At 34.7% G+C, this 21,644-nt stretch carries 23 protein-coding genes; 15 read left to right on the top strand and 8 right to left on the bottom strand.

Translation table 11 applies throughout. The annotated features are described in order from the left end of the window. Positions 1–103 precede the first annotated feature (103 nt). Positions 104–919 (top strand): class I SAM-dependent methyltransferase, encoded by an 816-nt coding sequence (locus ATE49_RS16810; protein ID WP_065083030.1) that lies wholly within the window; start codon positions 104–106, stop codon positions 917–919. A 522-nt stretch (positions 920–1,441) separates the two neighbouring features. Here the strand turns inward: ATE49_RS16810 and ATE49_RS16805 are convergent. Continuing rightward, complete coding sequence (locus ATE49_RS16805) at positions 1,442–2,632, bottom strand: phosphoglycerate kinase (RefSeq protein WP_065083029.1); 1,191 nt, start codon at positions 2,630–2,632, stop codon at positions 1,442–1,444. Between the two features lie 650 nt (positions 2,633–3,282). On the opposite strand from ATE49_RS16805, the gene rpiB reads away from it, so the two are divergent. The 7 genes from rpiB (at position 3,283) to tsaB (ending at position 9,462) form a co-directional block, all read left to right on the top strand. Continuing rightward, positions 3,283–3,714: a ribose 5-phosphate isomerase B gene (rpiB, locus tag ATE49_RS16800; protein ID WP_065083028.1), complete on the top strand. Its 432-nt coding sequence runs from the start codon at positions 3,283–3,285 to the stop codon at positions 3,712–3,714. 40 nt (positions 3,715–3,754) lie between these two features. Then, positions 3,755–5,908 (top strand): ribonuclease R, encoded by a 2,154-nt coding sequence (gene rnr / locus ATE49_RS16795; protein ID WP_045182708.1) that lies wholly within the window; start codon positions 3,755–3,757, stop codon positions 5,906–5,908. Positions 5,909–5,914: 6 nt separating this feature from the next. Further along, positions 5,915–6,607: a LysE family translocator gene (locus ATE49_RS16790; protein WP_034871950.1), complete on the top strand. Its 693-nt coding sequence runs from the start codon at positions 5,915–5,917 to the stop codon at positions 6,605–6,607. Beyond that, the gene (locus ATE49_RS16785) at positions 6,607–7,536 is read left to right on the top strand and encodes a S66 peptidase family protein (protein ID WP_065083027.1); all 930 of its coding nucleotides are present in this window, start codon (positions 6,607–6,609) and stop codon (positions 7,534–7,536) included. The genes ATE49_RS16790 and ATE49_RS16785 overlap by 1 nt, the downstream gene beginning before the upstream one ends. Before the next feature lie 5 nt (positions 7,537–7,541). Further along, positions 7,542–7,904, top strand: a complete 363-nt coding sequence (locus tag ATE49_RS16780; RefSeq protein WP_059345803.1) for a YraN family protein — start codon at positions 7,542–7,544, stop codon at positions 7,902–7,904. A gap of 78 nt (positions 7,905–7,982) precedes the next feature. Continuing rightward, positions 7,983–8,732 carry an SDR family NAD(P)-dependent oxidoreductase gene (locus ATE49_RS16775; protein WP_065083026.1) on the top strand — a complete coding sequence of 250 codons (750 nt, stop codon included), beginning with the start codon at positions 7,983–7,985 and terminating at the stop codon, positions 8,730–8,732. 52 nt (positions 8,733–8,784) lie between these two features. After that, entirely contained in the window at positions 8,785–9,462 is a 678-nt protein-coding gene (gene tsaB / locus ATE49_RS16770; RefSeq protein WP_065083025.1) for a tRNA (adenosine(37)-N6)-threonylcarbamoyltransferase complex dimerization subunit type 1 TsaB, read from the top strand. Between the two features lie 196 nt (positions 9,463–9,658). On the opposite strand, the gene ATE49_RS16765 is transcribed toward tsaB, so the two are convergent. From ATE49_RS16765 to ATE49_RS16750, 4 genes are all read right to left on the bottom strand, one after another. Then, on the bottom strand, positions 9,659–10,219 hold the full coding sequence (locus ATE49_RS16765; RefSeq protein WP_065083024.1) for a Maf family nucleotide pyrophosphatase: 561 nt from the start codon (positions 10,217–10,219) through the stop codon (positions 9,659–9,661). Positions 10,220–10,284: 65 nt separating this feature from the next. Further along, positions 10,285–10,803, bottom strand: coding sequence for a KdsC family phosphatase (locus tag ATE49_RS16760; RefSeq protein WP_065083023.1), 519 nt, complete (start codon positions 10,801–10,803; stop codon positions 10,285–10,287). Beyond that, positions 10,793–11,545, bottom strand: coding sequence for a Rossmann-like and DUF2520 domain-containing protein (locus ATE49_RS16755; RefSeq protein ID WP_059345798.1), 753 nt, complete (start codon positions 11,543–11,545; stop codon positions 10,793–10,795). The genes ATE49_RS16760 and ATE49_RS16755 overlap by 11 nt, the downstream gene beginning before the upstream one ends. Positions 11,546–11,581: 36 nt before the next feature. After that, a complete protein-coding gene (locus ATE49_RS16750; RefSeq protein ID WP_065083022.1) occupies positions 11,582–11,956 on the bottom strand; it encodes a winged helix-turn-helix transcriptional regulator in 375 nt (124 codons plus the stop codon). Between the two features lie 86 nt (positions 11,957–12,042). Here ATE49_RS16750 and ATE49_RS16745 point away from each other — a divergent pair, with 86 nt between their 5' ends. From ATE49_RS16745 to lepA, 5 genes are all read left to right on the top strand, one after another. Further along, the gene (locus ATE49_RS16745) at positions 12,043–13,239 is read left to right on the top strand and encodes an MFS transporter (RefSeq protein ID WP_065083021.1); all 1,197 of its coding nucleotides are present in this window, start codon (positions 12,043–12,045) and stop codon (positions 13,237–13,239) included. A 141-nt stretch (positions 13,240–13,380) separates the two neighbouring features. Beyond that, a complete protein-coding gene (locus tag ATE49_RS16740; protein ID WP_065083020.1) occupies positions 13,381–13,938 on the top strand; it encodes an RNA polymerase sigma factor in 558 nt (185 codons plus the stop codon). Between the two features lie 18 nt (positions 13,939–13,956). After that, on the top strand, positions 13,957–14,517 hold the full coding sequence (locus ATE49_RS16735) for a hypothetical protein (protein WP_059345795.1): 561 nt from the start codon (positions 13,957–13,959) through the stop codon (positions 14,515–14,517). 2 nt (positions 14,518–14,519) lie between these two features. Continuing rightward, positions 14,520–14,993 (top strand): hypothetical protein, encoded by a 474-nt coding sequence (locus tag ATE49_RS16730; RefSeq protein ID WP_185154906.1) that lies wholly within the window; start codon positions 14,520–14,522, stop codon positions 14,991–14,993. Positions 14,994–15,170: 177 nt separating this feature from the next. After that, positions 15,171–16,967, top strand: coding sequence for a translation elongation factor 4 (gene lepA, locus ATE49_RS16725; RefSeq protein WP_034871934.1), 1,797 nt, complete (start codon positions 15,171–15,173; stop codon positions 16,965–16,967). A gap of 44 nt (positions 16,968–17,011) precedes the next feature. Here the strand turns inward: lepA and ATE49_RS16720 are convergent, their stop codons facing one another. Together ATE49_RS16720 and ATE49_RS16715 are read right to left on the bottom strand one after the other, a co-directional pair. Further along, positions 17,012–17,656, bottom strand: coding sequence for a DUF1579 domain-containing protein (locus ATE49_RS16720; RefSeq protein ID WP_065083018.1), 645 nt, complete (start codon positions 17,654–17,656; stop codon positions 17,012–17,014). Between the two features lie 113 nt (positions 17,657–17,769). Next, on the bottom strand, positions 17,770–18,216 hold the full coding sequence (locus ATE49_RS16715) for a GNAT family N-acetyltransferase (protein ID WP_065083017.1): 447 nt from the start codon (positions 18,214–18,216) through the stop codon (positions 17,770–17,772). 145 nt (positions 18,217–18,361) lie between these two features. On the opposite strand from ATE49_RS16715, the gene ATE49_RS16710 reads away from it, so the two are divergent. Together ATE49_RS16710 and ATE49_RS16705 are read left to right on the top strand one after the other, a co-directional pair. Continuing rightward, on the top strand, positions 18,362–19,093 hold the full coding sequence (locus ATE49_RS16710; RefSeq protein WP_065083016.1) for a metallophosphoesterase: 732 nt from the start codon (positions 18,362–18,364) through the stop codon (positions 19,091–19,093). Between the two features lie 59 nt (positions 19,094–19,152). Continuing rightward, positions 19,153–20,874, top strand: coding sequence for a M14 family metallopeptidase (locus ATE49_RS16705; protein WP_065083015.1), 1,722 nt, complete (start codon positions 19,153–19,155; stop codon positions 20,872–20,874). Between the two features lie 20 nt (positions 20,875–20,894). Here ATE49_RS16705 and ATE49_RS16700 read toward each other — a convergent pair whose 3' ends face one another. Beyond that, positions 20,895–21,560, bottom strand: coding sequence for a hypothetical protein (locus ATE49_RS16700; protein ID WP_260256194.1), 666 nt, complete (start codon positions 21,558–21,560; stop codon positions 20,895–20,897). Between the last annotated feature and the right edge of the window lie 84 nt (positions 21,561–21,644).

The following is a 21,644-nucleotide window of genomic DNA, read 5'->3' as shown; positions in this document are numbered from 1 at the left end:
TATATGTTTCACGTGAAACATTAACGAAAAATACTATTAAAACAATCATAAGTTATGGTTGTTTTAATTTTTTCTATATGTTTGTATAAAGAAGATTTTTTAGATGAAAATAAAAGATTTATTCCTCACTCAGGAAGAATTTGAAGTAAAAGAAATTTCGGAAGGAATTCTAAAAACATTCCCTGTTCCCGAAAATCTATCAAAATATTACGAAAGTAAAGACTACATTTCGCATCACCAGGAAGACAAATCTTTAAAAACAAAGATTTATAAATTCTTTCAACAATTCAATTTAAAATACAAAAAATCTATTTTAGATACAGAAGTAAAAACTGGAAACAAGATCCTGGATTACGGATGTGGAGCTGGAGAATTTCTGAATTTTATAAAAAGCAGTTATGAAGTATACGGCATAGAACCAAATGAAAGTGCCCGCAATGCAGCAAAACAAAAAACTGGAGAAGCGAATATCAAAAATAACCTTTCAGAAATAGAAGATTATTCTTTAGATGCAATGACCTTATGGCATGTCTTTGAGCATATTGACAACTATGAAGAATTCCTGGAGGAAGTTTACAAAAAAATTAAGCCAAAAGGAAAATTAATAATAGCTGTTCCCAATTATAAAAGTCACGATGCTGAGTATTACAAAGAATACTGGGCAGCTTATGATGTTCCACGTCACATCTTTCATTTTTCTAAAGAAGGGATAAAATCTATTTTTAATAATGAAAGATGGTCTTTAAAAAAAATTAGCCCTCTCCTACTCGACTCTTATTATATCTCTATAATAAGTGAAAAGTATAAGAAAAATTCCTTTTCATGGCTAAAAGGTGGAATTCGCGGAGCAATTTCTAACAATAAAGCATCAAAAACCGGTGATTTTTCCTCGTTGATATATATTATCGAAAAAATATAGAAAATAGAAATAAAGCCTGTTTCTGAAGGTCGATTTTAAACAAAAAAGAGCAAAACATCAGTTTTTGCTCTTTTATTTTATCAAAATTTAGAAATCCTAAAGTTTTTCAGATCCTCCAATTTATATTCTCAGTTCTTCAGAAATATAAAATCCAACACATTACTAAATTTAACTCGTGTGGAACAAATTCAATAATCGAATGAAAAATAAATTTTAGATTTCCATTTCCAGGAACAGAGTTAAAATTTAAAACTAAGATTCCTGAATAAGAATAATCCTCCCCTACTCTATTATCAAAATAATTTATAATAAACTAAACAGTCATTTTATTGATCTGGGTATTTTCAACAAATTTCGAAAAAAGAGATTCTGTTGAAATTATTTTATTACTGCGTAACCAAAAAAACTGCAGAAAAAAATCTAATCTGAAGAAATAGATAATTACTACAAAATATTTGTATAAAATGAATCCTTCAGTAAAGAAGGATTCAATACTTAGCAGATTGCAAAAAATCTTATAAATTAATTTTTAATAGCTGCAACACCAGGAAGCTCTTTTCCTTCCAAGCTTTCTAACATTGCTCCACCTCCTGTGGAAACGTAAGAAACTTTTTCATCATATCCATATTGTTTAGCAAAGGCAACACTATCTCCTCCTCCTACTAGAGAAAAAGCATTAAGTTCTGTCGCTTCAGCAATACTGTCTCCTAATTTGATTGTTCCGGTTGCAAAATTTGGCATTTCAAAAACTCCAAGTGGACCATTCCATAAAATTGTTTTGGAAGAAAGAACGACATCATTAAATTTCTCAGAAGTTTTCTCTCCAGCATCAAGACCCATCCATCCTTCTGGAATATCATATGCATCAAATTGCTTTGATTCAGCATCGTTATTAAATTCTTTAGCAGCTACTACATCTATCGGCAGATAAACCTTAACATTATTTTCTGCAGCACTCTTCAAAATTTGCAGAGCCAGTTCTTGTTTATCATCTTCTACAAGAGAATTACCAATATGTCCTCCTTTTGCTTTAATAAAAGTAAAAGCCATACCACCACCAATAATAAGATTATCTACAGCCGGAAGGATATTTTCGATAATAGTGATTTTAGAAGAAACTTTAGATCCACCTAAAATTGCAGTAATAGGTCTTTCACCATTATGAAGAACTTTATCAATGGCATCAAGTTCCTGAGCCATTAAGAAGCCAAAAGTTTTGTTTTCAGGAAAAAATTCGGCAATAACAGCTGTAGAAGCATGTTTACGGTGAGCTGTACCAAAAGCGTCATTAATGTAGATATCACCAAGCTTTGCCAACTGACCAGCAAAGTCTTTATTTCCTTCCTCTTCCTCGTTATAATATCTTAGATTTTCTAAAAGAAGAACTTCTCCAGGCTTTAATTCAGCTACAGCTTCTTCAGCAATACTGCCAATACAGTCTTTTGCAAATTTAACGGGTCTTCCTAAAACAGAAGAAACTTCATCTACAATTGCTTCAAGAGAAAATTTAGGATCTTTTTGACCTTTTGGTCTTCCAAGGTGTGTCATCAATATAACAGATCCTCCATCATTCAGGACTTTATCAATAGTTGGTTTGGCCGCTACAATTCTGGTGTTATCAGTAACCTTGCCTTCTTCATTCTGGGGAACATTAAAATCAACACGGATCAATGCTCTCTTTCCTGAAAAATTAAATTCATTAATGCTTTTCATATACAAAACTTATTTGCACAAATGTAGGACATCTCAGCGAAAAAAAAAGAAAAAGGGCAAACGAGAAATCAACAATGCATTCACAGATTTTAACAATTAAATTTTATAAAAGAAAAAAAAAGAATGTGTTATACTGTTGTAGTGTTAGGAATTGTGGAAAAAAAATAAGCTCATTTTTACTCATATTTAATCTTTACATAACTAATACTTTATTAACACTAAAAATATATAAAAATCAATGAGTTATAAGGTTATCCACACTCTGTGGATAACTATGAATAGGGATAAAGTTGCTATTTTTCTCTGGGTATAACTTCTTTATTTTACCTCTGAAAAGAAAATGAAAAAAGTTTTTTTTATTTCACTAAAAATTCTCATTAGTTAATTTTTCTTAAAATAGAAAATAAAGTTCTCGGATAGTTTTCCATAGTTATTAACATACTTTCCCACATTTTATTGGCGTATTTATGGAAACCTTTTACTGATGCGTTTCTGTAATGATTACCTATATTAATATATAGTTGATAAGTTGAGCCGAATTTGATTATAAACGGACAGGTGTCCTGCAATTCATATTTTGTAATTCGTTCTTTATAATTAAATTTAGAGTAAATTTGTATCTATACTAATAATAAAGAATAAAAAGGAAAATGAAAAAGATTGCTATCGCAGGGGATCACGCTGGTTTCGAATATAAAGAGATCATAAAGAAATACCTTGATGGAAAATACGAGGTAAAGGATTTCGGAACCTACTCTACTGAAAGTGTAGATTATCCGGATTTTGTACATCCTGCAGCTTCTGCTGTTGAAAACGGAGAATTCGAATTAGGAATTCTGATCTGTGGAAGCGGAAACGGAGTTCAGATTACTGCTAACAAACACCAGGGAATCAGATGTGCATTATGCTGGGAAGTAGAAATAGCGGAATTAGCAAGACAACACAACGATGCAAATATGATGTCTATCCCAGCAAGATTTGTTTCTGAAGATTTAGCAAAGCAAATGGTAGATGCTTTTCTTACAACCAATTTTGAAGGAGGGAGACACCAAAACAGAGTTAATAAAATCAAATTCTGTTAATAAACTATATTTATAGTTTATAATTTTTAAACACTATACTATGCCTAGGAAGAAGAGAAATTTAAGTAAAAAAAATAATGACAAATTACATGATATAGGAAGATTGATTGTAAGGTTTATGTCTAAGAAAACTTCTAAAATCTATAACTATAAACAGATTGCTGAAGGCATAGAGTTTAAAAACCCAAGGCAGCGAGAGCAGGTTATACAGACATTGCATATTTTGTTGTCAGAAAATAAAATAAAAGAAGTAGAAAAGGGTAAATATATCCTGAATATAGAAATAAGCGATACTCTTACCGGTGTAATAGATTTTAACCAATCAGGTAATGCTTATGTAAAAGTAGAAGGTGTTAGTGATGATGTATTTGTGCATCAGAAAAATGTAAAGAATGCTCTACAGGGAGATACAGTTACAATTGTTCCGTTTCATTTTAAAGGAAAAAAACTGGAAGGTGCGGTAGTAGATGTTATTGAAAGAAGCCGTACTCAGTTTGTAGGTACATTCCAATACATTGCTTCTAAGGACTTTGGCTTTGTTATTTTTGATAAAAAAATAATTAATACCGATATCTTTATTCCTAAGACTAAGTTTAACGGTGCAAAAGATGGAGACAAAGTTATTGTTAAAATGCTGGGTTGGGATGACAAAAGTAAAAATCCTGAAGGAGAGATTACTGAAGTCCTCGGGCATCCGGGAGATCATGAAACAGAGATCCATTCCATACTTGCCGAATACGGACTTCCTTATAATTTCCCGCCTGAAGTTGAGGCTGAAGCTCAAAAAATTGACCGGACATTATCGGAGCAGGAAATTGCCAGACGTTGGGATATGCGCGATATACTTACTTTCACAATAGACCCAAAGGATGCAAAGGATTTTGATGATGCTCTTTCACTGCGTAAACTTGAAAATGGTAATATTGAAGTAGGAGTTCATATTGCAGATGTATCTTACTATGTACAACCCGGAACATTATTGGATCAGGAGGCTTATGACAGAGCTACCTCTGTATATCTTGTAGACAGAGTGGTACCTATGCTTCCGGAGGTATTGAGTAATGAGTTATGTTCTCTTCGACCAAATGAAGATAAATTTACTTTTTCAGCTGTTTTTGAATTAAATGACAAAGCCGAAATTCAAAAAGAATGGTTCGGTAGAACAGTTATTAATTCGGACAGAAGATTTACCTATGAAGAAGCACAAGAAAGAATTGAGACTAAAGAAGGAGATCTTGCAGAAGAGATAAATCTTTTGGATTCTCTAGCAAAAATACTTCGCAAAGATCGTATGAAGCATGGAGCTATTGCGTTTGACAGAGCAGAAGTACGCTTCAACCTGAATGAAGAAAGTCAGCCAATTGGTGTTTATTTCAAAATCAGTAAAGATGCTAATCACCTGATTGAAGAATTCATGCTTCTGGCTAATAAAAAAGTATCAGAGTTTGTTTCTCTTACCAGAAAGAACGAACCAACAAACAATACATTTATTTATCGTATTCATGATGATCCGGATCCTACAAAATTGGCTTCATTAAGAGATTTTGTACATACTTTCGGATATAAAATGAATATTTCTAACCGGAATAAAATTTCGGAATCAATGAATAAACTTCTTTCCGAAGTAAAAGGTAAAGGAGAAGAAAATATGATTGAGACCCTTGCTATGCGTAGTATGAGTAAAGCCGTTTATTCTACCGAGAATATTGGGCACTATGGGTTAGCTTTTGAATATTATTCGCATTTTACCTCCCCTATTCGTCGTTATCCGGATGTTATGGCTCACAGACTTTTGCAGCATTATCTGGACGGAGGAAAGTCTCCGAATGTGGCTGAATACGAGGAAAAGTGCAAGCATTGCAGCCAAATGGAACGTTTGGCAGCCGATGCTGAAAGAGATTCCATCAAATTTATGCAGGTTAAATTTATGGAGAAACATGTGGGAGAAACCTTCAAAGGAGTTATTTCTGGTGTTACCGATTGGGGAATTTATGTAGAAATTCCTGAAAATGGTGCCGAAGGACTCATAAGATTACGTGATCTTACAGATGATTCATATATGTTTGATGCAAAGAATTATGCTATTGTAGGCATGACGCACGGAAATACATATCAATTAGGAGACGAAGTAGAGATAAAGGTTGTAAAAGCGAATATAATTGCCAAGCAGCTGGATTTTAAACTGATTCAATAAAAATTTATGTTAGAACTAATTTTATCTGCTGTAGGGTTAGGCATTATGCTTAGTCTGGTCTTTATTGGACCTATATTTTTCCTGTTGATTGAAACTAGTTTTACACGGGGTCCCAGACATGCATTGGCTTTAGATCTGGGTGTTATATTAGCTGATATTACCTGTATTGTTGCGGCATATTACAGCAGTCACGATCTGGTAACAATTATAGACCGGCATCCTAGTTTTTACAGAATTACAGCCTTTATTGTCCTTATGTATGCTGTTTTTATGATCCTCACGAAGACAAAAATGCATGTGGAAGGAGAGCAAAAACTTATTAGCCAGAACTATTTTAAAACCTTTATCAATGGTTTTCTTTTCAATATTCTAAATATAGGAGTAGTACTTTTTTGGCTTGTAACGGTAATTTCAGTACGAAAAAACTATCCAAGTGCAGATGAATTTTTACTATATATAGGGCTTGTAATCCTTACCTATCTCAGTATTGATGTCTTTAAAATTCTTTTGGCAAAACAGTTTCATAATAAACTGAATGATAAAGTTGCGAATAAAATAAGGAAACTGGTAGGCTTCATTCTGGTTGCTTTCAGCGTATTTATCTTCCTACAGAGTTTTAAAAAATTCAATCAGTTTGATAAGAAATTAGAGGAAAGCGGTTACCATAAACTTGACCATAACACAGATCAGAAAAAATAATGAAAGAAATTGTTTTTCCGAATAAGATTAAAAAAGGAAGTACTATCGCGGTAATAACTCCGGCAGGCGCTATAGAGCCGGGACAGCTGGATAAAACGCTAGAGCTTATAAAAAGCAAAGGTTTCGAACCTGTTTTAGGCTCAAATGTCTATTCAAAGTATAGTAATGGTTATAACTACGGAGGAACTCCTGAAGAAAGATTAGCTGACCTTCAATGGGCTTTAGATGGTGATTTTGGTGCCATATGGACTACGCGCGGCGGATATGGATGTGCACAGCTTCTACAGCAAATAGATCTGAAAAAATACCGAAAGAATCCTAAATACCTTATCGGATACTCTGATGTTACTGTGCTGCAGAGTTATCTACTGAAAAATGGTTTTGCTTCTGTTCACGGGCAAAGTATCAAAACATCTTCTCAGGGTGTTTCCGAAGCTTCTTATGAAGGAATTTTTAATATTCTGAGTGGTAAAAAAACTCAATATATTATTGAGAATAATTCTTTAAATAAGAAAGGCAAAGCTAAAGCTCAGCTTGTAGGCGGAAATCTGGCAATGATTTACAGTGTTATGGGATCTAAATATTCTTTTGATTTCAAAGACAAAATTTTATTCATTGAAGATATCGGAGAGCAGTTCTATGCATTGGACCGCATGCTTATGAATCTGGAACTAAACGGAGTCTTTGGGAAGATAAAAGGATTAATTGTTGGTGGAATGACAGGTATGGGCGATGAGAAAACCAATGAGCATTATGAATCTTCTTTCGATCCTATGGCTTATGAAATTATTGCTCAGAAATTAGATAAATACGATTTTCCGGTTGCATACGGATTGCCAAACGGACACATTTTCGATAATCAGCCTCTGATAATAGGTGCTGAAGTAGAAATGAATGTAAAAGATAAAGCACAAATTACTTTTAAATAAAACGAATGGCTGAACATAATGATTTTGGGAAGCTGGCAGAAGAACAGGCTGTCATTTTTTTAAAGCAAAATCATTATCGGATTTTAGCCCGAAACTGGTACTGGCAAAAAGCGGAAATAGATATTATTGCAAGGAAGGACAATGTAATCCATATTGTAGAAGTAAAAGCCAGAACTTCAGATGACTTTATCTTACCTGAGGAAGCTGTTAATCGGAAAAAGAGAAAATTACTGATTATGGCAGCCAATGAATTTGTACAAAATCTGGATGAAGAAGTAGAAGTCCAATTTGATATTATCAGTATCCTGTCTGAAAACGGAAAATATACTCTTGAATATATAGATGATGCTTTCGAAAGCATCGATTGAATATTATACTAACCATCTGACAGTGTAAAAATATACCAAATGGTGGGCTGTCAGACTATTACATTGCTACATTTATTTATGAGAACAGCATTCATAACCGGAGCAACATCCGGAATAGGAAAAGCAGCAGCGACAAGACTTGCTGGTGAAAACTACAGACTTATTCTTTGTGGAAGAAGAAAAGAAATTCTTGAAGAGCTTGCAGGAGAATTAGCTCAGAAAACGGATGTATATACACTTACTTTCGATGTTCGAAATTTTGAAGAAGTACAGAATGCTATCGCAAGCCTTCCTGCAAAATGGAAAGCTATAGATATATTGATTAACAATGCCGGAAATGCACACGGTTTAGAACCGCTTACAGAGGGTAAAGTTTCTGATTGGGATATGATGATGGATGGGAATGTAAAAGGACTTTTATATGTGTCTAAATGCATTATTCCCGGGATGAAAGAAAGAGCCTCCGGACATATCATCAACATTAGCTCTGTAGCAGCATTGCAGACTTATGCAAATGGAGTTGTTTATTGTGCCTCCAAAAAAGCAGTAAAAACAATAAGTGAAGGTATGCGTCTGGAACTTACAGAATTTGGAATTAAAATAACTGATCTTGCACCAGGAGCTGTAGAAACAGAATTTTCAGAAATTCGCTTTAAAGGAGATAAAGAAAGAGCAGCAACAGTTTATGCAGGATATGAAGCGCTGAAAGCCGAAGATATTGCAGATGTTATTTCCTATGTTGTAAATGCTCCAAAGCATGTAACAATTGCTGATATGACCATCTACCCTTCTGCACAGGCTTCTCCTACTCAGATTTTCAGAAAATAGATATTGGATTACAGTGTTCTCATAACCTCTTAACTTTTTATAACTTTGCAGCATGAAAATTTTGTACCTGGAAACTTCTTCTAAAAACTGCTCAGTGGCAATCTCGGATGATGAGAAATTGTTGAGCCTTTGTGAGGAAACTTCTGAAAATTATAAACAATCTGAAAGTCTGCATACTTTTGTAGAATGGGCATTAGAAGGAGCTGAGCTTAGTCTGAAAGATATTGAAGCTGTATGTCTGGGCAAAGGGCCAGGTTCTTATACCGGTTTGCGTATTGGAGCAGCTTCAGCTAAAGGTTTCTGTTTCGGTTTGAATATTCCTTTGGTAACTGTTAACTCTCTTGATGCAATGGCTGAGCCATATTTCAATGGTGAATATGATTATATCATTCCTATGATGGATGCCCGCAGAATGGAAGTTTATACCAAGGTGTTTAACCAGAAAGGAGAAGAAGTATCTCCTACTGAAGCCAAAATCCTGGATGAAAACAGCTTTTCAGAGTATCAGGATTATAAAGTCCTGTTTGTTGGAGATGGTGCAAAAAAGTCCCAGGAAATACTAAAGCTTTTAAAAGCGGAATACAAAGATGAAATCTATCCTTCTGCTCAACATCTTGTACGCAAGGGATCAGAAGCTGTAAAAAATAAAAACTTTGAAGATATCGCTTATTTTGAGCCTTTTTATCTGAAAGATTTTCAAGGGGTAAAGAAAAAATCAGCTGGTAATTAATGTTACCCAAACTGAAAAATTGTAAAATCGTTTATTTGTAGCCTTGGCATGGTTTCAAACTTTGCCAAGGCTGATAAATTGTACTTTTGCGTTGGAGTATTGTAATTTTATAAATCGTTTTAAAAACATAAAATCAAAACAACGAAAAGCGTTACAGAACCACTCCTATGGAGCGGAATCTGTATAAAATCTTGAATTATAAACCGAATTCCTTCAGTCCTTTATATACCAAATGTGTTGGAAGTCCCATTATGGTATAAAAACTTCCATTGATACGCTTTATTTTAGCCATACCCAACCATTCCTGTATTCCATAGGCTCCGGCTTTATCCATTGGCTTGTAATTCCTGATATAGAAATCTATTTCCTCATCCGAAATATCTTCCATTTCAACATCGGCAATGTCTGTATATGTAAAGAATTTTTCACCGGATGAAATACGGACAGCTGTAATTACCTGGTGTGTTTTTCCAGAAAGTTTTTTCAACATTTCTCTCGCATCCTCCTCCCCTTTTGGTTTTCCCAGTACTTCCCCATCTTGTACTACGATAGTATCTGCAGTAATCAGGATTTCGTCATTTTTTATGGCAGTATATGCTTTAGCCTTTAATTCAGACAAATAAGCAGGTATTTCAGCAACCGGTAAAGATTCCGGATAGATTTCCTCACAATCTATTTTTACAGTGCTAAAATCATAGCCAAGAGCCGAAATAAGCTCTTTTCTTCTCGGAGATTGTGAAGCTAATAAAATCTTCATATTTCTTATTCTCTATTTTTTCGTGTTTATTATTTCTGATTTAGTACTTCTAACTTCGTACTTTATCAGATGCTTTGGGTATTATCATCATGCCATTTTCCCTGAGCTTTCATTACTTGTTCTACAACATCACGGACACATCCTTTTCCTCCGTGGATATTGGAAATATAATGAGAGATCTCTTTCACTTCCGGGACTGCATTGATTGGACATGCTGCAATTCCTACCTTTTCCATGACATATTTGTCCGGAATATCATCACCCATAAATAAAATCTCGTAGTTCTGAAACTGGTATTTTGAAACAAAATCGTCGAAGTCTTCCATTTTATCATGAGATTTCATATAAATATCCGTTACTCCCAGATACTGCATTCTGTTTTTTACCATAGGATCGTTCCCACCAGTAATAATACCGATTACAAAACCCTCCTTAATAGCTTTTACAATTGCGTATCCGTCCAGAACATTCATAATACGGCTCATGCTACCATCTGGTTGAAGGATGATTGATCCATCCGTAAAAACACCATCTACATCGAATACAAATGCTTTTATATTTTTCAGATTCTCTTTATAGCTCATACATTTTGGTTATAGATTCAGTAAGTATTTTATAAATATTAAGCTGATTATCATTGTCAATCAGGTTTTCCTGGAACCGGATTACATTCTGATCATTTCTTACGGCAGGACCCGTCTGTGCATCTTTAGGAGAAATTGTTTTTATTTTGTCAGCAGTTTCTTCTATTAGTGGTAAAAGGTAATTGAAAGGAATATCATTCTGCTTACAGATTATCTCGGCCTGAGCATAGAGATGGTTAACAAAATTGCAGGCAAATACAGCAGAAAGATGCATCTGTTTTCTCTGCTCATGATTAATGCGCATCACATTGGTGCTGATTTTATTTGCCAGATCAGTTAAAAGTATATTGTCACTCTCCCACCCTGCATCTACAAAAAGCGGAATTTTTGAATAGTCTAATTTTCTGCTTTTAGAGAAGGTCTGCAGTGGATAAAAACAGGCTTTTCGGTACGGTCCTTCCAGCACATCACGTGATAAGGATCCTGATGTGTGTGCTACAAGAGCTTGTTCATATGGTATTTGTTTAGAAACTTCGGCTATTGCTTTATCACTTGTACATATCAGATAAAAATCTGCCTGTTTTAGCTGATCAGTAGAATATTCAACATTGATTTCCGAAGATAATTTTTTTAGATCCTGTTCATTTCTTCCATAAAGCTGAATAAGATCTATTCCTGCTTCTTTAAAGGCTTTAGCCATGTGCCAGGCAACATTCCCTGAGCCTATTATTACTGTCGTCATACTACAAATATAGGTATAAGATTTTAGGATATGGTCTTATTCTTCTGAAGAATCTTCTTTGGTAATTTTGCGAATTCTGGCGCCCCAACAGCCTAATTGCTTTAAAATAGGAACCAGCTCCAAGCCCATTTCAGTATATTCATACTCCACCCGTGGCGGAACTTCAGCATATACTGTTCTTTTTATAATACTGCTTTTTTCCAGTTCACGAAGTTGTGTGGTAAGCATTCGTTCGGTAATATTACAAATACTCTTATGAAGCTCCCCAAAGCGCTTTTTTCCACCCTCTAACTGACACAAAATAAGAAGTTTCCACCGCCCTCCAATCTGTGAGATAGCATAGGGTGTATCACATTCTATAATGTATTGTTTATTTATGTTATTGGTTGATGTTTCTTTTATTTTCCCCATTACTTACTTTTTTTACAGTAACATACAATTTAACGTACTATATGCAAATTTAGACGTATAAATCTAATTTTGAAAGAAAAATCAGAATGAAAAAAGCAGCTTATATAGGGTGCCTCACATTAATTGGAATTATTAGTACAGAGTTTGGAGTTATCAGCATACTTCCTCAGATCTCAGAATATTATGGAGTTTCTATAGATAAAGCCGGAAGTCTTTTGAGTATTTTTTCGATTACAATAGCAGTTACCGGATCTATAATTACACTTCTTACCTCAGGATTTAACCGGAAAAAGATAATGCTAGTCGCGATGGTCTTATTTTTATTATCGGATATTTTATCGATTATGGCCCCTCCATTTGGGGTTTTACTCATTGTCAGAATGTTGCCTGCCTTCCTACAGCCTACCTGTATTGCTGCAGCTATTTATGCAGCAGTGGCTTTAGGAGACGATAAGTATAAGAATGAACTTATAGGTATAGTTATAAGTGGAATTGCTGTTGCTTCAGTAATTACTGTTCCGCTTTCAGGCTATGTATCGGGGGTTTTTCAGCAATGGCAGGCTGCCTATGTTTTACAGGCAATTATTAGTCTTCTTACTATTGTCATTATTTATAAAATGCTGCCATCGGTTCCCGCGCCTAAAGAAACAACTTCACTAAAGAAACAGTTGGTTATTCTTAAAGATCCCATATTTCTACTAAGTATGGCTTTTAACTTGTTTCTTATCACTGCCTGGTTCTGCACTTACAGTTATATTGCGGAATATCTTCAAAAAAGTCTGGCAATGGATGAAAAAACAACCAGCTATATGATCTTTTTATTTGGGGTAATGGGTGTTGCTTCTAATTGGGTTGCCAGGAAAATGCTTAACAAGAAAATGATGCCGGCAGTAGTATTGTTTTCTTTAGGAACTATTGTACTTCCTTTTTTATTAAATTTCAATACCAATCCGGTACTTACAATTAGTATTATTTCTATCTGGGGATTCTGGTATGGTCCATGTGTAATGATAGCTGTTGTTTATATGGTCTCTAATGCACCTTCTTATGCACTAGAGTTTGCCAACAGTTTGCAAAACTCAACAGGAAACCTTGGTGTTGCATTAGGGACCTCAATAGGAGGGTGGATTATTGTTTCAAAAGGAATTTCTGTTACACCGTGGATAGGAGCAGCGTTTGGTATTATTTCTCTGCTTATTCTTGCTATTAACTCTTATCTGAAGAAAAACAGAGAACAAAATTGTAATCATAAAATTCAGGAAGCCGAATTTCTGACAGAGTAGTAATTTCAGGCACTTAGTATTAAAAATTTATATTGAATTTATAGGCCCTGGTCAGACAATGACCAGGGCTTTTTTATAAAATAAGCATCTGTAAGAAAAAAATAATTTAACTTTTCATAGAATTTGATATCCAACATAGGAATGAAAATCGATGAGGGGCTCATTATTGAACAAATGAAGTCTCCGAAGACCCGTGAAGAGGGACTTCGGATGCTTATGAGTGCCTATCAGAGTCGATTATACTGGCATATTAGAAGGCTGGTGGTTCAGCATGATGATGCTCAGGATTTGCTGCAGGATACATTTGTGAAAGTTTATCATAATTTTGATAAATTTAAAGGAGGAAGCCAGCTGTATACATGGCTTTATCGGATTGCTACAAATGAAGCATTGCAGCATCTGAATAAGGTGAAAAAAATGAAGGTGACTGACGAGGGGGCGGAGTATTATCTGCAGAATGCTGTTGCAGAAAATGCAAAGCACGATGCTGAAGAATTAGAAATTATGCTGCAGAAGGCAATCCAATGTCTGCCTGAAAAACAAAGATTGGTTTTCACACTGAAGTATTATGACGATCTTCCTTATGAAGAAATGTCTAAGATATTGGATATGTCAGTTGGAACATTAAAAACAAACTATCATTACGCAAAAGAAAAAGTAACAGATTATTTGCGGCAGAACATTGAAGAATTTGAATAAAAAAGGAAATAAATAAAGATGAAAAAGACAGATATTGAAGATTTTGAACGCCGTAATATTTACGATGTTCCTGAAGGCTTTTTCAAAGATATGCAAAGTAATGTCCTTGAAAGAGTGGCAGAACACAAAAAGCCTAAGGGAAAAATACTTCCTATGAGGATGCTGTCCGGTATTGCAGCTTCTTTGGCTCTTATTGTAGGAACTATTTTATTCTACTATACAAATAACGGTGCTGTACAGACACAGGAGAAAATAGTAGACAGAGAAATAGTGGCAGAGAATATTCAGCCTAAGATTGCAGAAAATTCTGATGATAAAAAACAGCCTTCTGATGAAGGTTCTGGTGAAGGAATTGCAGAAAATCAAAAAAAATCCGATGATGGATTTAACTTTGCTGAAAATTCTGCATCTAACTCTAAGAAAGCAATGCTTACAGATTCTAAAAATGCATACAGCAGACCAAAAGCTATTAATGCAGTTGATAAAAAATTTGACAAAGCAATAAGCAATTTAAGCTCTCAGGAGTTGGCTGAGCAGAGTAAAAAATATGAGATTGATACTTATTTAGACTTATATTAATAATGATAAAAACAGCACAAATATTAAGCTTCTTAGTATTGTTAGGAATGTTTTCTTCAACACATGCTCAGATTAAAAGCAACCTTTCTTCTGGTGGAAATACAGAAAAAAAGGAGGAAAGAATGAACGATTACCATCAGGCAAGAGTTGATATTCTTGTTAAAAATCTTGGACTGAATGAAAATCAGGAAAAAGCTTTCAGAGAGGTTTACAATAATTATGAGGTAAGCCAGATGTTTGTAATGAAGGAGTTCAAGGAAAAATATAACAAACCGGAACTTTCTGAAGAAGAAACAAAAGAAAAAATTTATACAGGGTTTGATGTTTCACAGAAACTATTAAACAACAAAAGAACATACGCTGATCGTTTTTTGAAGGTTCTGACTCCTAAACAACTTGAAAAAATGTTTGAAATGGAGAAAAGAATGGGGCGGAGGATAATGGATAAAAAACATCAGGAAGAAGAGAAAAAGTAAATATACTAAGTCAATGAGGAATGACTCTAAGATATCCTCCTTAAAAATTGGATAAACGCTTGTAAAATAGCATTTTTCATTAATAGTAGTTTTAGTGTTAGACCCTGCTTCGGCAGGGTTTTTTATTTTTAGGTTTTTGGTTCAAAATCAATATCTTTGCAGATACTAATAGATTCGATGAAGAATATAAGAAATTTTTGCATTATCGCCCATATCGACCACGGTAAAAGTACTTTGGCTGATAGGCTTTTAGAATATACAAATACTGTATCACAAAGAGAATTGCAGTCGCAGACTCTTGATGATATGGACCTGGAAAAAGAGCGTGGAATTACTATTAAAAGCCACGCAATTCAAATGGACTATGAGTATAAGGGGGAAAAGTTTATCCTTAACCTTATTGATACTCCGGGACACGTGGATTTTTCATATGAAGTTTCCCGTTCAATCGCTGCATGTGAAGGAGCATTGCTTATTGTAGACGCTGCACAGAGTATTCAGGCTCAGACTATTTCCAATCTTTACCTGGCATTGGAGAATGATCTTACAATTATTCCTATTCTTAATAAAATAGACCTTCCTTCTGCAAACCCTGAAGAAGTAACGGATGAGATTATGAATCTTATCGGTTGTGAATATGAAGATGTACTTCGTGTTTCAGGTAAAACAGGAGAAGGAGTTCATAACCTGTTAGAGCAGATTGTTGAAAGAATTCCTGCACCTGTAGGAGATCCGGAAGCACCACTTCAGGCATTGATCTTTGACTCGGTATACAACCCATTCAGAGGTATTGAAGCTTACTTTAAAGTTGTAAACGGAAGTATTTCTAAAAATGAAAAAATTAAATTCTTTGCTACTGGTAAAGAATATGGTGCAGATGAAGTAGGAACTTTGAAACTAAAACAGGTACCAAAGAAAACCATTCAGTGTGGTGATGTTGGTTATCTGGTTTCCGGTATTAAAGACGCAAGAGAGGTAAAAGTAGGAGATACCATTACTTCCTTTGACAGACCTGCATCAGGACCGATTGAAGGATTTGAAGAAGTAAAACCAATGGTTTTTGCGGGTATTTACCCAATTGACTCTGAAGATTTCGAAGAGCTTAGATTTTCACTTGAAAAATTAAGGCTTAATGATGCTTCTCTGGTTTTTGAACCAGAAAGTTCAGCAGCATTAGGCTTCGGCTTCCGATGCGGATTCCTTGGAATGCTGCACATGGAAATTGTTCAGGAGCGTTTGGATAGGGAGTTTAATATGAACGTTATTACTACGGTTCCGAACGTGTCTTATTTTGGATATTCTAAAAAGGAGCCTGAAGTTCCGATTCTGATTAATAACCCTTCAGAAATGATGGACCCATCGATTATGGACAGGGTAGAAGAGCCTTATATTAAGGCATCTATCATTACTAAATCGGATTTTGTAGGTTCAGTAATGACTCTATGTATTGAGAAAAGAGGTGAAATCGTTAACCAAAGTTATTTGACTTCAGAGCGAGTTGAGCTAATCTTCAATATGCCATTGGCAGAAGTTGTATTTGACTTCTACGACCGTCTGAAATCAATTTCTAAAGGTTATGCCTCATTCGATTACCATCCAATTGGATTCAGAGCTTCTAAGCTTGTAAAAATGGATATTCTGATCAATGGTGATATGGTGGATGCCTTATCTTCATTGATTCACGATAGTAACGCATACCACATCGGAAAGAAAATGTGTGAGAAGTTGCGTGAACTGATCCCTAGACAACAGTTTGATATTGCGGTTCAGGCAGCATTAGGAACTAAAGTTATCGCAAGAGAAACGATTAAAGCGCTTAGAAAAGACGTAACAGCAAAATGTTATGGTGGTGATATCTCCAGAAAACGTAAACTCTTGGAAAAACAGAAAGAGGGTAAAAAGAAAATGAAGCAGATTGGTAGGGTAGAAGTGCCACAATCAGCGTTCATGGCAGTATTAAAGCTTAATGACTAAATATAAAAAAAGACCGGAAATAGTTCCGGTCTTTTTATTTATTGTTATTTCTTGCGGACAAATTTAATCTCCATTGTTTTTATTTCCTTACCAGTTTTAGATCCCGGTCCGAACATTTCCAGAGTATGTGTATTGTCATCATTAAAGGTGTAGACTTCTCTTATTTCACATTCTTTATTAGTCTGTGTAGGATCAGTCATTTTCCCTTTAAATTCTATAGATTTTTTTGAAGAATTCCATTCTCCTTCAGCCGTCATCATTCCTGTTCCCATATTGTCAATCCAGGTACTTACAAATTTTTTCTTGGCATTATCGTATCCCATAATACTCATCCCCTCAAAAGGCATTCCCATGAAATTTCCTTTGTAATTGCTTAGTTGGTAGCGTCCACCAAAAATCATTTTGTTAGTACAATCCGAAGTACTTTTTACAGGCTGGCCGCCTTCTTCCATCCATGTAGTTGTTTCACCAGTCCAGTTTCCAACATATTTTGCAAGTACTTTGTGCAGTTCGCCGGGAGCAGCATATTCCATCCATGCTTTATTTGCTGTAGCAGAATCTACAGGCTTCCAGTCAGATTTTGCTGTAGAAGGGGCAGTTTTCTCACTTTCCTTCTCGCTGGTATTTTTCATTTTATCGCAGGCAATAAATAGCATTGCTGTGCCAAAAATCAATAATAATTTTTTCATAATTGTTTAATTTTAAAAGGTTTATATTTCAATATTAAAATTATGAATTTTTATCATTAAGTTGTTTATTTATTTAATTTATATAAAATTTGAGTCTGTTTTTTATTAAATAATTATAATTGTTTTTCAAAACATATACTATTTTCAATACCTATGTATTGGCCATAATTAGGTATTTTATAGTATTCGTTTTTCTGATAAAGAGCAATTGCTTCAGGTTGTTTTATTCCTGTCTCCAATACACACTTTTTATATCCGTTTTCTTTAGCCCAAATCTCCAGCTCATATAATATTCTGGAAGCCAATCCGGATTTCCGCTTTTCAGGATTGGTATACATCCTTTTTATTTCCACACTGTCTTCAGAAAATGCTTTGAAGGCTCCACATGCTACGGCATGCTTATCCATATAGATTACAACACAATTTTTTAGTAAATCTATTTTGTTGAACTGGTGGTAAAAAGCATGATCATTACCATCGCGAATGGCTAAATCAGCATCTAATGACCTGACAAGGTTTTGAAAGTCCTTATCAGTTGAATTAACTCTTTTTATAATCATGTCTTTTATTTATAAACAAATATAGATACAATAGAAAAAGATTAGTCTTATAGCTATCATATTTTGCTTAATTTCGTTACAGAACGTACTGTCAAGGGCAAAAGAGCCGAATAATAGTGTTGGTACAAAATACATTTCGAAATAAATGAGCAGAACATTAGTTGTAGGAGATATTCATGGTGGGCTTAAGGCTCTGGAACAAGTATTAGAACGTGCAAACGTTACAGATAAAGATAAACTGATTTTTCTCGGAGATTATGTAGACGGATGGAGCGAATCCTCACAAGTAATCAATGCTCTTATAGAGCTTTCACAGAAACAGGAATGTATATTTGTTAAAGGTAATCATGATCTTTATTGTGAAGAATGGTTAAGCTTTGGTCATAAACCCGAAATGTGGCTGCTAAACGGTGGTGTAACAACTATGGAAAGCTATGCTGATTATTCTGACGAAGAAATTGATAAGCATCTGGAATTTTTTGGACAGATGCATAATTATTATACAGATGAACAGAACCGGCTTTTTATACATGCAGGCTATTCTTCTATGCATGGACCCGAGAAAGAAATGCATTCCAGTAATTACAGATGGGACAGAACATTGTGGGAGACCGCTGTAGCTTTGGATACAAGAATTGAGAAAGACTCTTTGCAGTATCCAAAGCGATTACTTTTATTCAGCGAAATCTTTATAGGCCATACACCTACATTGCATTTAGGAGTAACATATCCTCTGAATAAGGCTAATATCTGGAATGTAGATACTGGAGCAGCTTTTACCGGAGCTGTATCTATTATGGATATCGATACCAAGGAATTTTGGCAAAGTGAGCTACTTCCGGATCTATATCCGTATGAAAAGGGAAGAAATCCCTGATCTGTAAATAAATTATGATGACAATGTTGTAAATTTAAGTTTTGAAAAATAATAAACTCATGAAGCTTAAATTTCTTTTATTGTCTTGCTTTTCAGGGTTGGTATTTGGACAGAATACTTACCTCACACCTTATGAAAAAGGAAACGGTAACCAGTCCGTTACTTATGATGAGATGAATACTTTTTACAGGGATTTGTCTAAAAATTTCAAAAATATTCAATACCTGCAAAAGGGAGAAGACGATAATGGAAAGCCAATTTATGTGGTTGTTTTTAATCCATTTAAGGAGAAAATAGAAAAGTTAGGTATGGACAAAACTATCCTGATGATTAATAACGGGATTCATCCCGGAGAACCCGATGGCATAGATGCTACCATGATGCTGATGCGAGATCTGGCAATGCAGAAGGTAAAGGCTCCTAAGAACGTTGTTATAGCAGCTATTGCGGCTTATAATGTTAGCGGAATGCTGAACAGAGGATCTTATTCCAGAGCAAATCAGAACGGACCGGAAGAATATGGGTTCCGCGGAAATGCCAGAAACTATGATCTGAACAGGGATTTTATAAAAGCAGACACAAAAAATGCCAGAAGTTTCCAGCAGATATACCAATGGCTAAATCCCGATGTATTTATTGATAATCACGTAAGCAACGGAGCCGATTATCAGTATACTTTCACTTATATTTCCACACATAAAGAAAGGCTTGGAAAATCACTTGGTGATTATTTTTTCAACGAATTTCAGGCTGACAATCTAAAGCAAATGCAGGCATTGGGATACGAAAGCACTCCTTATGTTAATATTCATGGAGATGTTCCGGAAATTGGCTTTGCTTCTTTCGAAGATTCTCCCCGTTATGCAACAGGATATACCAGCTTATTTAACTCTATCGGAACGGTTGTGGAAACCCATATGCTAAAGCCTTATGATAAAAGAGTAGATGCTACCTACAAATATATGCTGGTAAATCTTGAAAATCTTGATAATAATTATAAGAAAATAAAAGAGCTTCGTAAAGAAAATCTTAAGCAATATACAGCCGGGAAACAATATCCTATTCGTTGGAAAGTAGATTCTACTAAGTATTCAACAATGGATTTTAAAGGTTTTGAGGCAGGGTATAAACCAAGTGGAATTTCCGGACAGAAAAGGTTGTACTATGACCGGAATAAGCCTTTTACAAAAAAGATAAAACTCTTCAATACCTATGCCCCAACCGGATTTGTAAGCATCCCGAGGTATTATGTAATTCCACAATCGGAATACCGTGTAATAGAAGAGTTGAAAAGAAATCATATCCGCATGAATGTACTGAAGCGTGATAGTGTAGCTACTGTAGAGACATATAAAATCAATGATTTTAAAACAGTGAAGAATCCTTACGAAGGTCATTATACCCATTATGAAACAGTTGTAGGGAAATCCAATAAACAAATTAAGTTTTTGGCTGGAGATTATGTGGTGCCAACACAGCAGGCAGGCGTGAAATATATATTAGAAACATTAGAGCCTGAAGCTTTAGATTCTTTCTTTAACTGGAATTTCTTTGATGCCATGCTGGGACAAAAAGAATATTATTCTGCGTATATATTTGAAGATACAGCAGCAGAGCTTATGAAAAATGATTTGGCATTAAGAACAGCATTCGAAGCTAAAAAGAAAATAGATAAGGACTTTGCGAAAGAAGGAAAGGCACAGCTGGATTGGGTGTATGAAAACTCTCCTTATTACGAGAAAAAAACTCACAGACAGTATCCGATTTACAGGATATTATAATGACTGATTTATAAAATCGATTAGCGTTGTTTTTTGAAAATTTCAGGATTAACAGAAGCATCGAATTCATTAGAAATTGCGTATTCAAATCGGATACGCATTTTTGTTTTAAAATTGCCTTTAAGATATGGAACTCCGAAAATTACCATATCTTCTTTTTTAAAGAAGTAATACCTTTTAGGAAGTGAGCCGGTACCACAAATAAACCAATTATTATTATATAATATTTGCCATTTATTAGACAGGTTTAAAACTTCATATGATAATCCTAAGCGCCCAACAGGAAGTATCAAATTATGGGAGGAAATATTTTTTATATAAACAGGGAAGGCTTTGTAAGCTTTTATTTGATAATTGCTAAATGGAATTGAGTAAAATGGGATTGTATCATGTGTATTTGCTTCAATCCTTATATTATGGTTTCCAATAGAATCTTTCTTTATATCTTTTTGTGATATAAATACAGGGAGGTAGCCGTTGAAGTATTTTTGCTTTATTAAATCATATTTTCTTTCGTCCTGTTTGTATTTTTTTTCCTGAAAATTATTTTCTATCGGAGAGGGAGGAGGGGGAATCATAATACCTTTTGAATAGTATTTTATAAAAATAGTTTTCGGCATATGACCTATATATACTACCGAGCCATTATATTCATCGAGCCCTTCATTAAAATCCTGAAATTTCATGGGAACACTTTTATCATATTGAAAAGTAACTCCGTCAGAAATTTTTTCTTCCTTTTTACATTGAAGAAATAAGACTGAAAGTAA

Source organism: Elizabethkingia miricola (genome assembly GCF_001675285.1).
Taxonomy (GTDB): Bacteria; Bacteroidota; Bacteroidia; order Flavobacteriales; family Weeksellaceae; genus Elizabethkingia; species Elizabethkingia miricola.
The sequence above is the reverse complement of the archived record's forward strand: the minus strand, read 5'-3'. Positions and strand labels throughout refer to the sequence as shown.

What these genes read in the sequence shown, in the direction of transcription:
- ATE49_RS16810 (WP_065083030.1), top strand. Translation starts at nt 104, where the DNA reads ATGAAAATAAAAGATTTATTCCTCACTCAGGAAGAATTTGAAGTAAAA.
- ATE49_RS16805 (WP_065083029.1), bottom strand. Translation starts at nt 2,632, where the DNA reads ATGAAAAGCATTAATGAATTTAATTTTTCAGGAAAGAGAGCATTGATC.
- rpiB (WP_065083028.1), top strand. Translation starts at nt 3,283, where the DNA reads ATGAAAAAGATTGCTATCGCAGGGGATCACGCTGGTTTCGAATATAAA.
- rnr (WP_045182708.1), top strand. Translation starts at nt 3,755, where the DNA reads ATGCCTAGGAAGAAGAGAAATTTAAGTAAAAAAAATAATGACAAATTA.
- ATE49_RS16790 (WP_034871950.1), top strand. Translation starts at nt 5,915, where the DNA reads ATGTTAGAACTAATTTTATCTGCTGTAGGGTTAGGCATTATGCTTAGT.
- ATE49_RS16785 (WP_065083027.1), top strand. Translation starts at nt 6,607, where the DNA reads ATGAAAGAAATTGTTTTTCCGAATAAGATTAAAAAAGGAAGTACTATC.
- ATE49_RS16780 (WP_059345803.1), top strand. Translation starts at nt 7,542, where the DNA reads ATGGCTGAACATAATGATTTTGGGAAGCTGGCAGAAGAACAGGCTGTC.
- ATE49_RS16775 (WP_065083026.1), top strand. Translation starts at nt 7,983, where the DNA reads ATGAGAACAGCATTCATAACCGGAGCAACATCCGGAATAGGAAAAGCA.
- tsaB (WP_065083025.1), top strand. Translation starts at nt 8,785, where the DNA reads ATGAAAATTTTGTACCTGGAAACTTCTTCTAAAAACTGCTCAGTGGCA.
- ATE49_RS16765 (WP_065083024.1), bottom strand. Translation starts at nt 10,219, where the DNA reads ATGAAGATTTTATTAGCTTCACAATCTCCGAGAAGAAAAGAGCTTATT.
- ATE49_RS16760 (WP_065083023.1), bottom strand. Translation starts at nt 10,803, where the DNA reads ATGAGCTATAAAGAGAATCTGAAAAATATAAAAGCATTTGTATTCGAT.
- ATE49_RS16755 (WP_059345798.1), bottom strand. Translation starts at nt 11,545, where the DNA reads ATGACGACAGTAATAATAGGCTCAGGGAATGTTGCCTGGCACATGGCT.
- ATE49_RS16750 (WP_065083022.1), bottom strand. Translation starts at nt 11,956, where the DNA reads ATGGGGAAAATAAAAGAAACATCAACCAATAACATAAATAAACAATAC.
- ATE49_RS16745 (WP_065083021.1), top strand. Translation starts at nt 12,043, where the DNA reads ATGAAAAAAGCAGCTTATATAGGGTGCCTCACATTAATTGGAATTATT.
- ATE49_RS16740 (WP_065083020.1), top strand. Translation starts at nt 13,381, where the DNA reads ATGAAAATCGATGAGGGGCTCATTATTGAACAAATGAAGTCTCCGAAG.
- ATE49_RS16735 (WP_059345795.1), top strand. Translation starts at nt 13,957, where the DNA reads ATGAAAAAGACAGATATTGAAGATTTTGAACGCCGTAATATTTACGAT.
- ATE49_RS16730 (WP_185154906.1), top strand. Translation starts at nt 14,520, where the DNA reads ATGATAAAAACAGCACAAATATTAAGCTTCTTAGTATTGTTAGGAATG.
- lepA (WP_034871934.1), top strand. Translation starts at nt 15,171, where the DNA reads ATGAAGAATATAAGAAATTTTTGCATTATCGCCCATATCGACCACGGT.
- ATE49_RS16720 (WP_065083018.1), bottom strand. Translation starts at nt 17,656, where the DNA reads ATGAAAAAATTATTATTGATTTTTGGCACAGCAATGCTATTTATTGCC.
- ATE49_RS16715 (WP_065083017.1), bottom strand. Translation starts at nt 18,216, where the DNA reads ATGATTATAAAAAGAGTTAATTCAACTGATAAGGACTTTCAAAACCTT.
- ATE49_RS16710 (WP_065083016.1), top strand. Translation starts at nt 18,362, where the DNA reads ATGAGCAGAACATTAGTTGTAGGAGATATTCATGGTGGGCTTAAGGCT.
- ATE49_RS16705 (WP_065083015.1), top strand. Translation starts at nt 19,153, where the DNA reads ATGAAGCTTAAATTTCTTTTATTGTCTTGCTTTTCAGGGTTGGTATTT.
- ATE49_RS16700 (WP_260256194.1), bottom strand. Translation starts at nt 21,560, where the DNA reads ATGAAATTTCAGGATTTTAATGAAGGGCTCGATGAATATAATGGCTCG.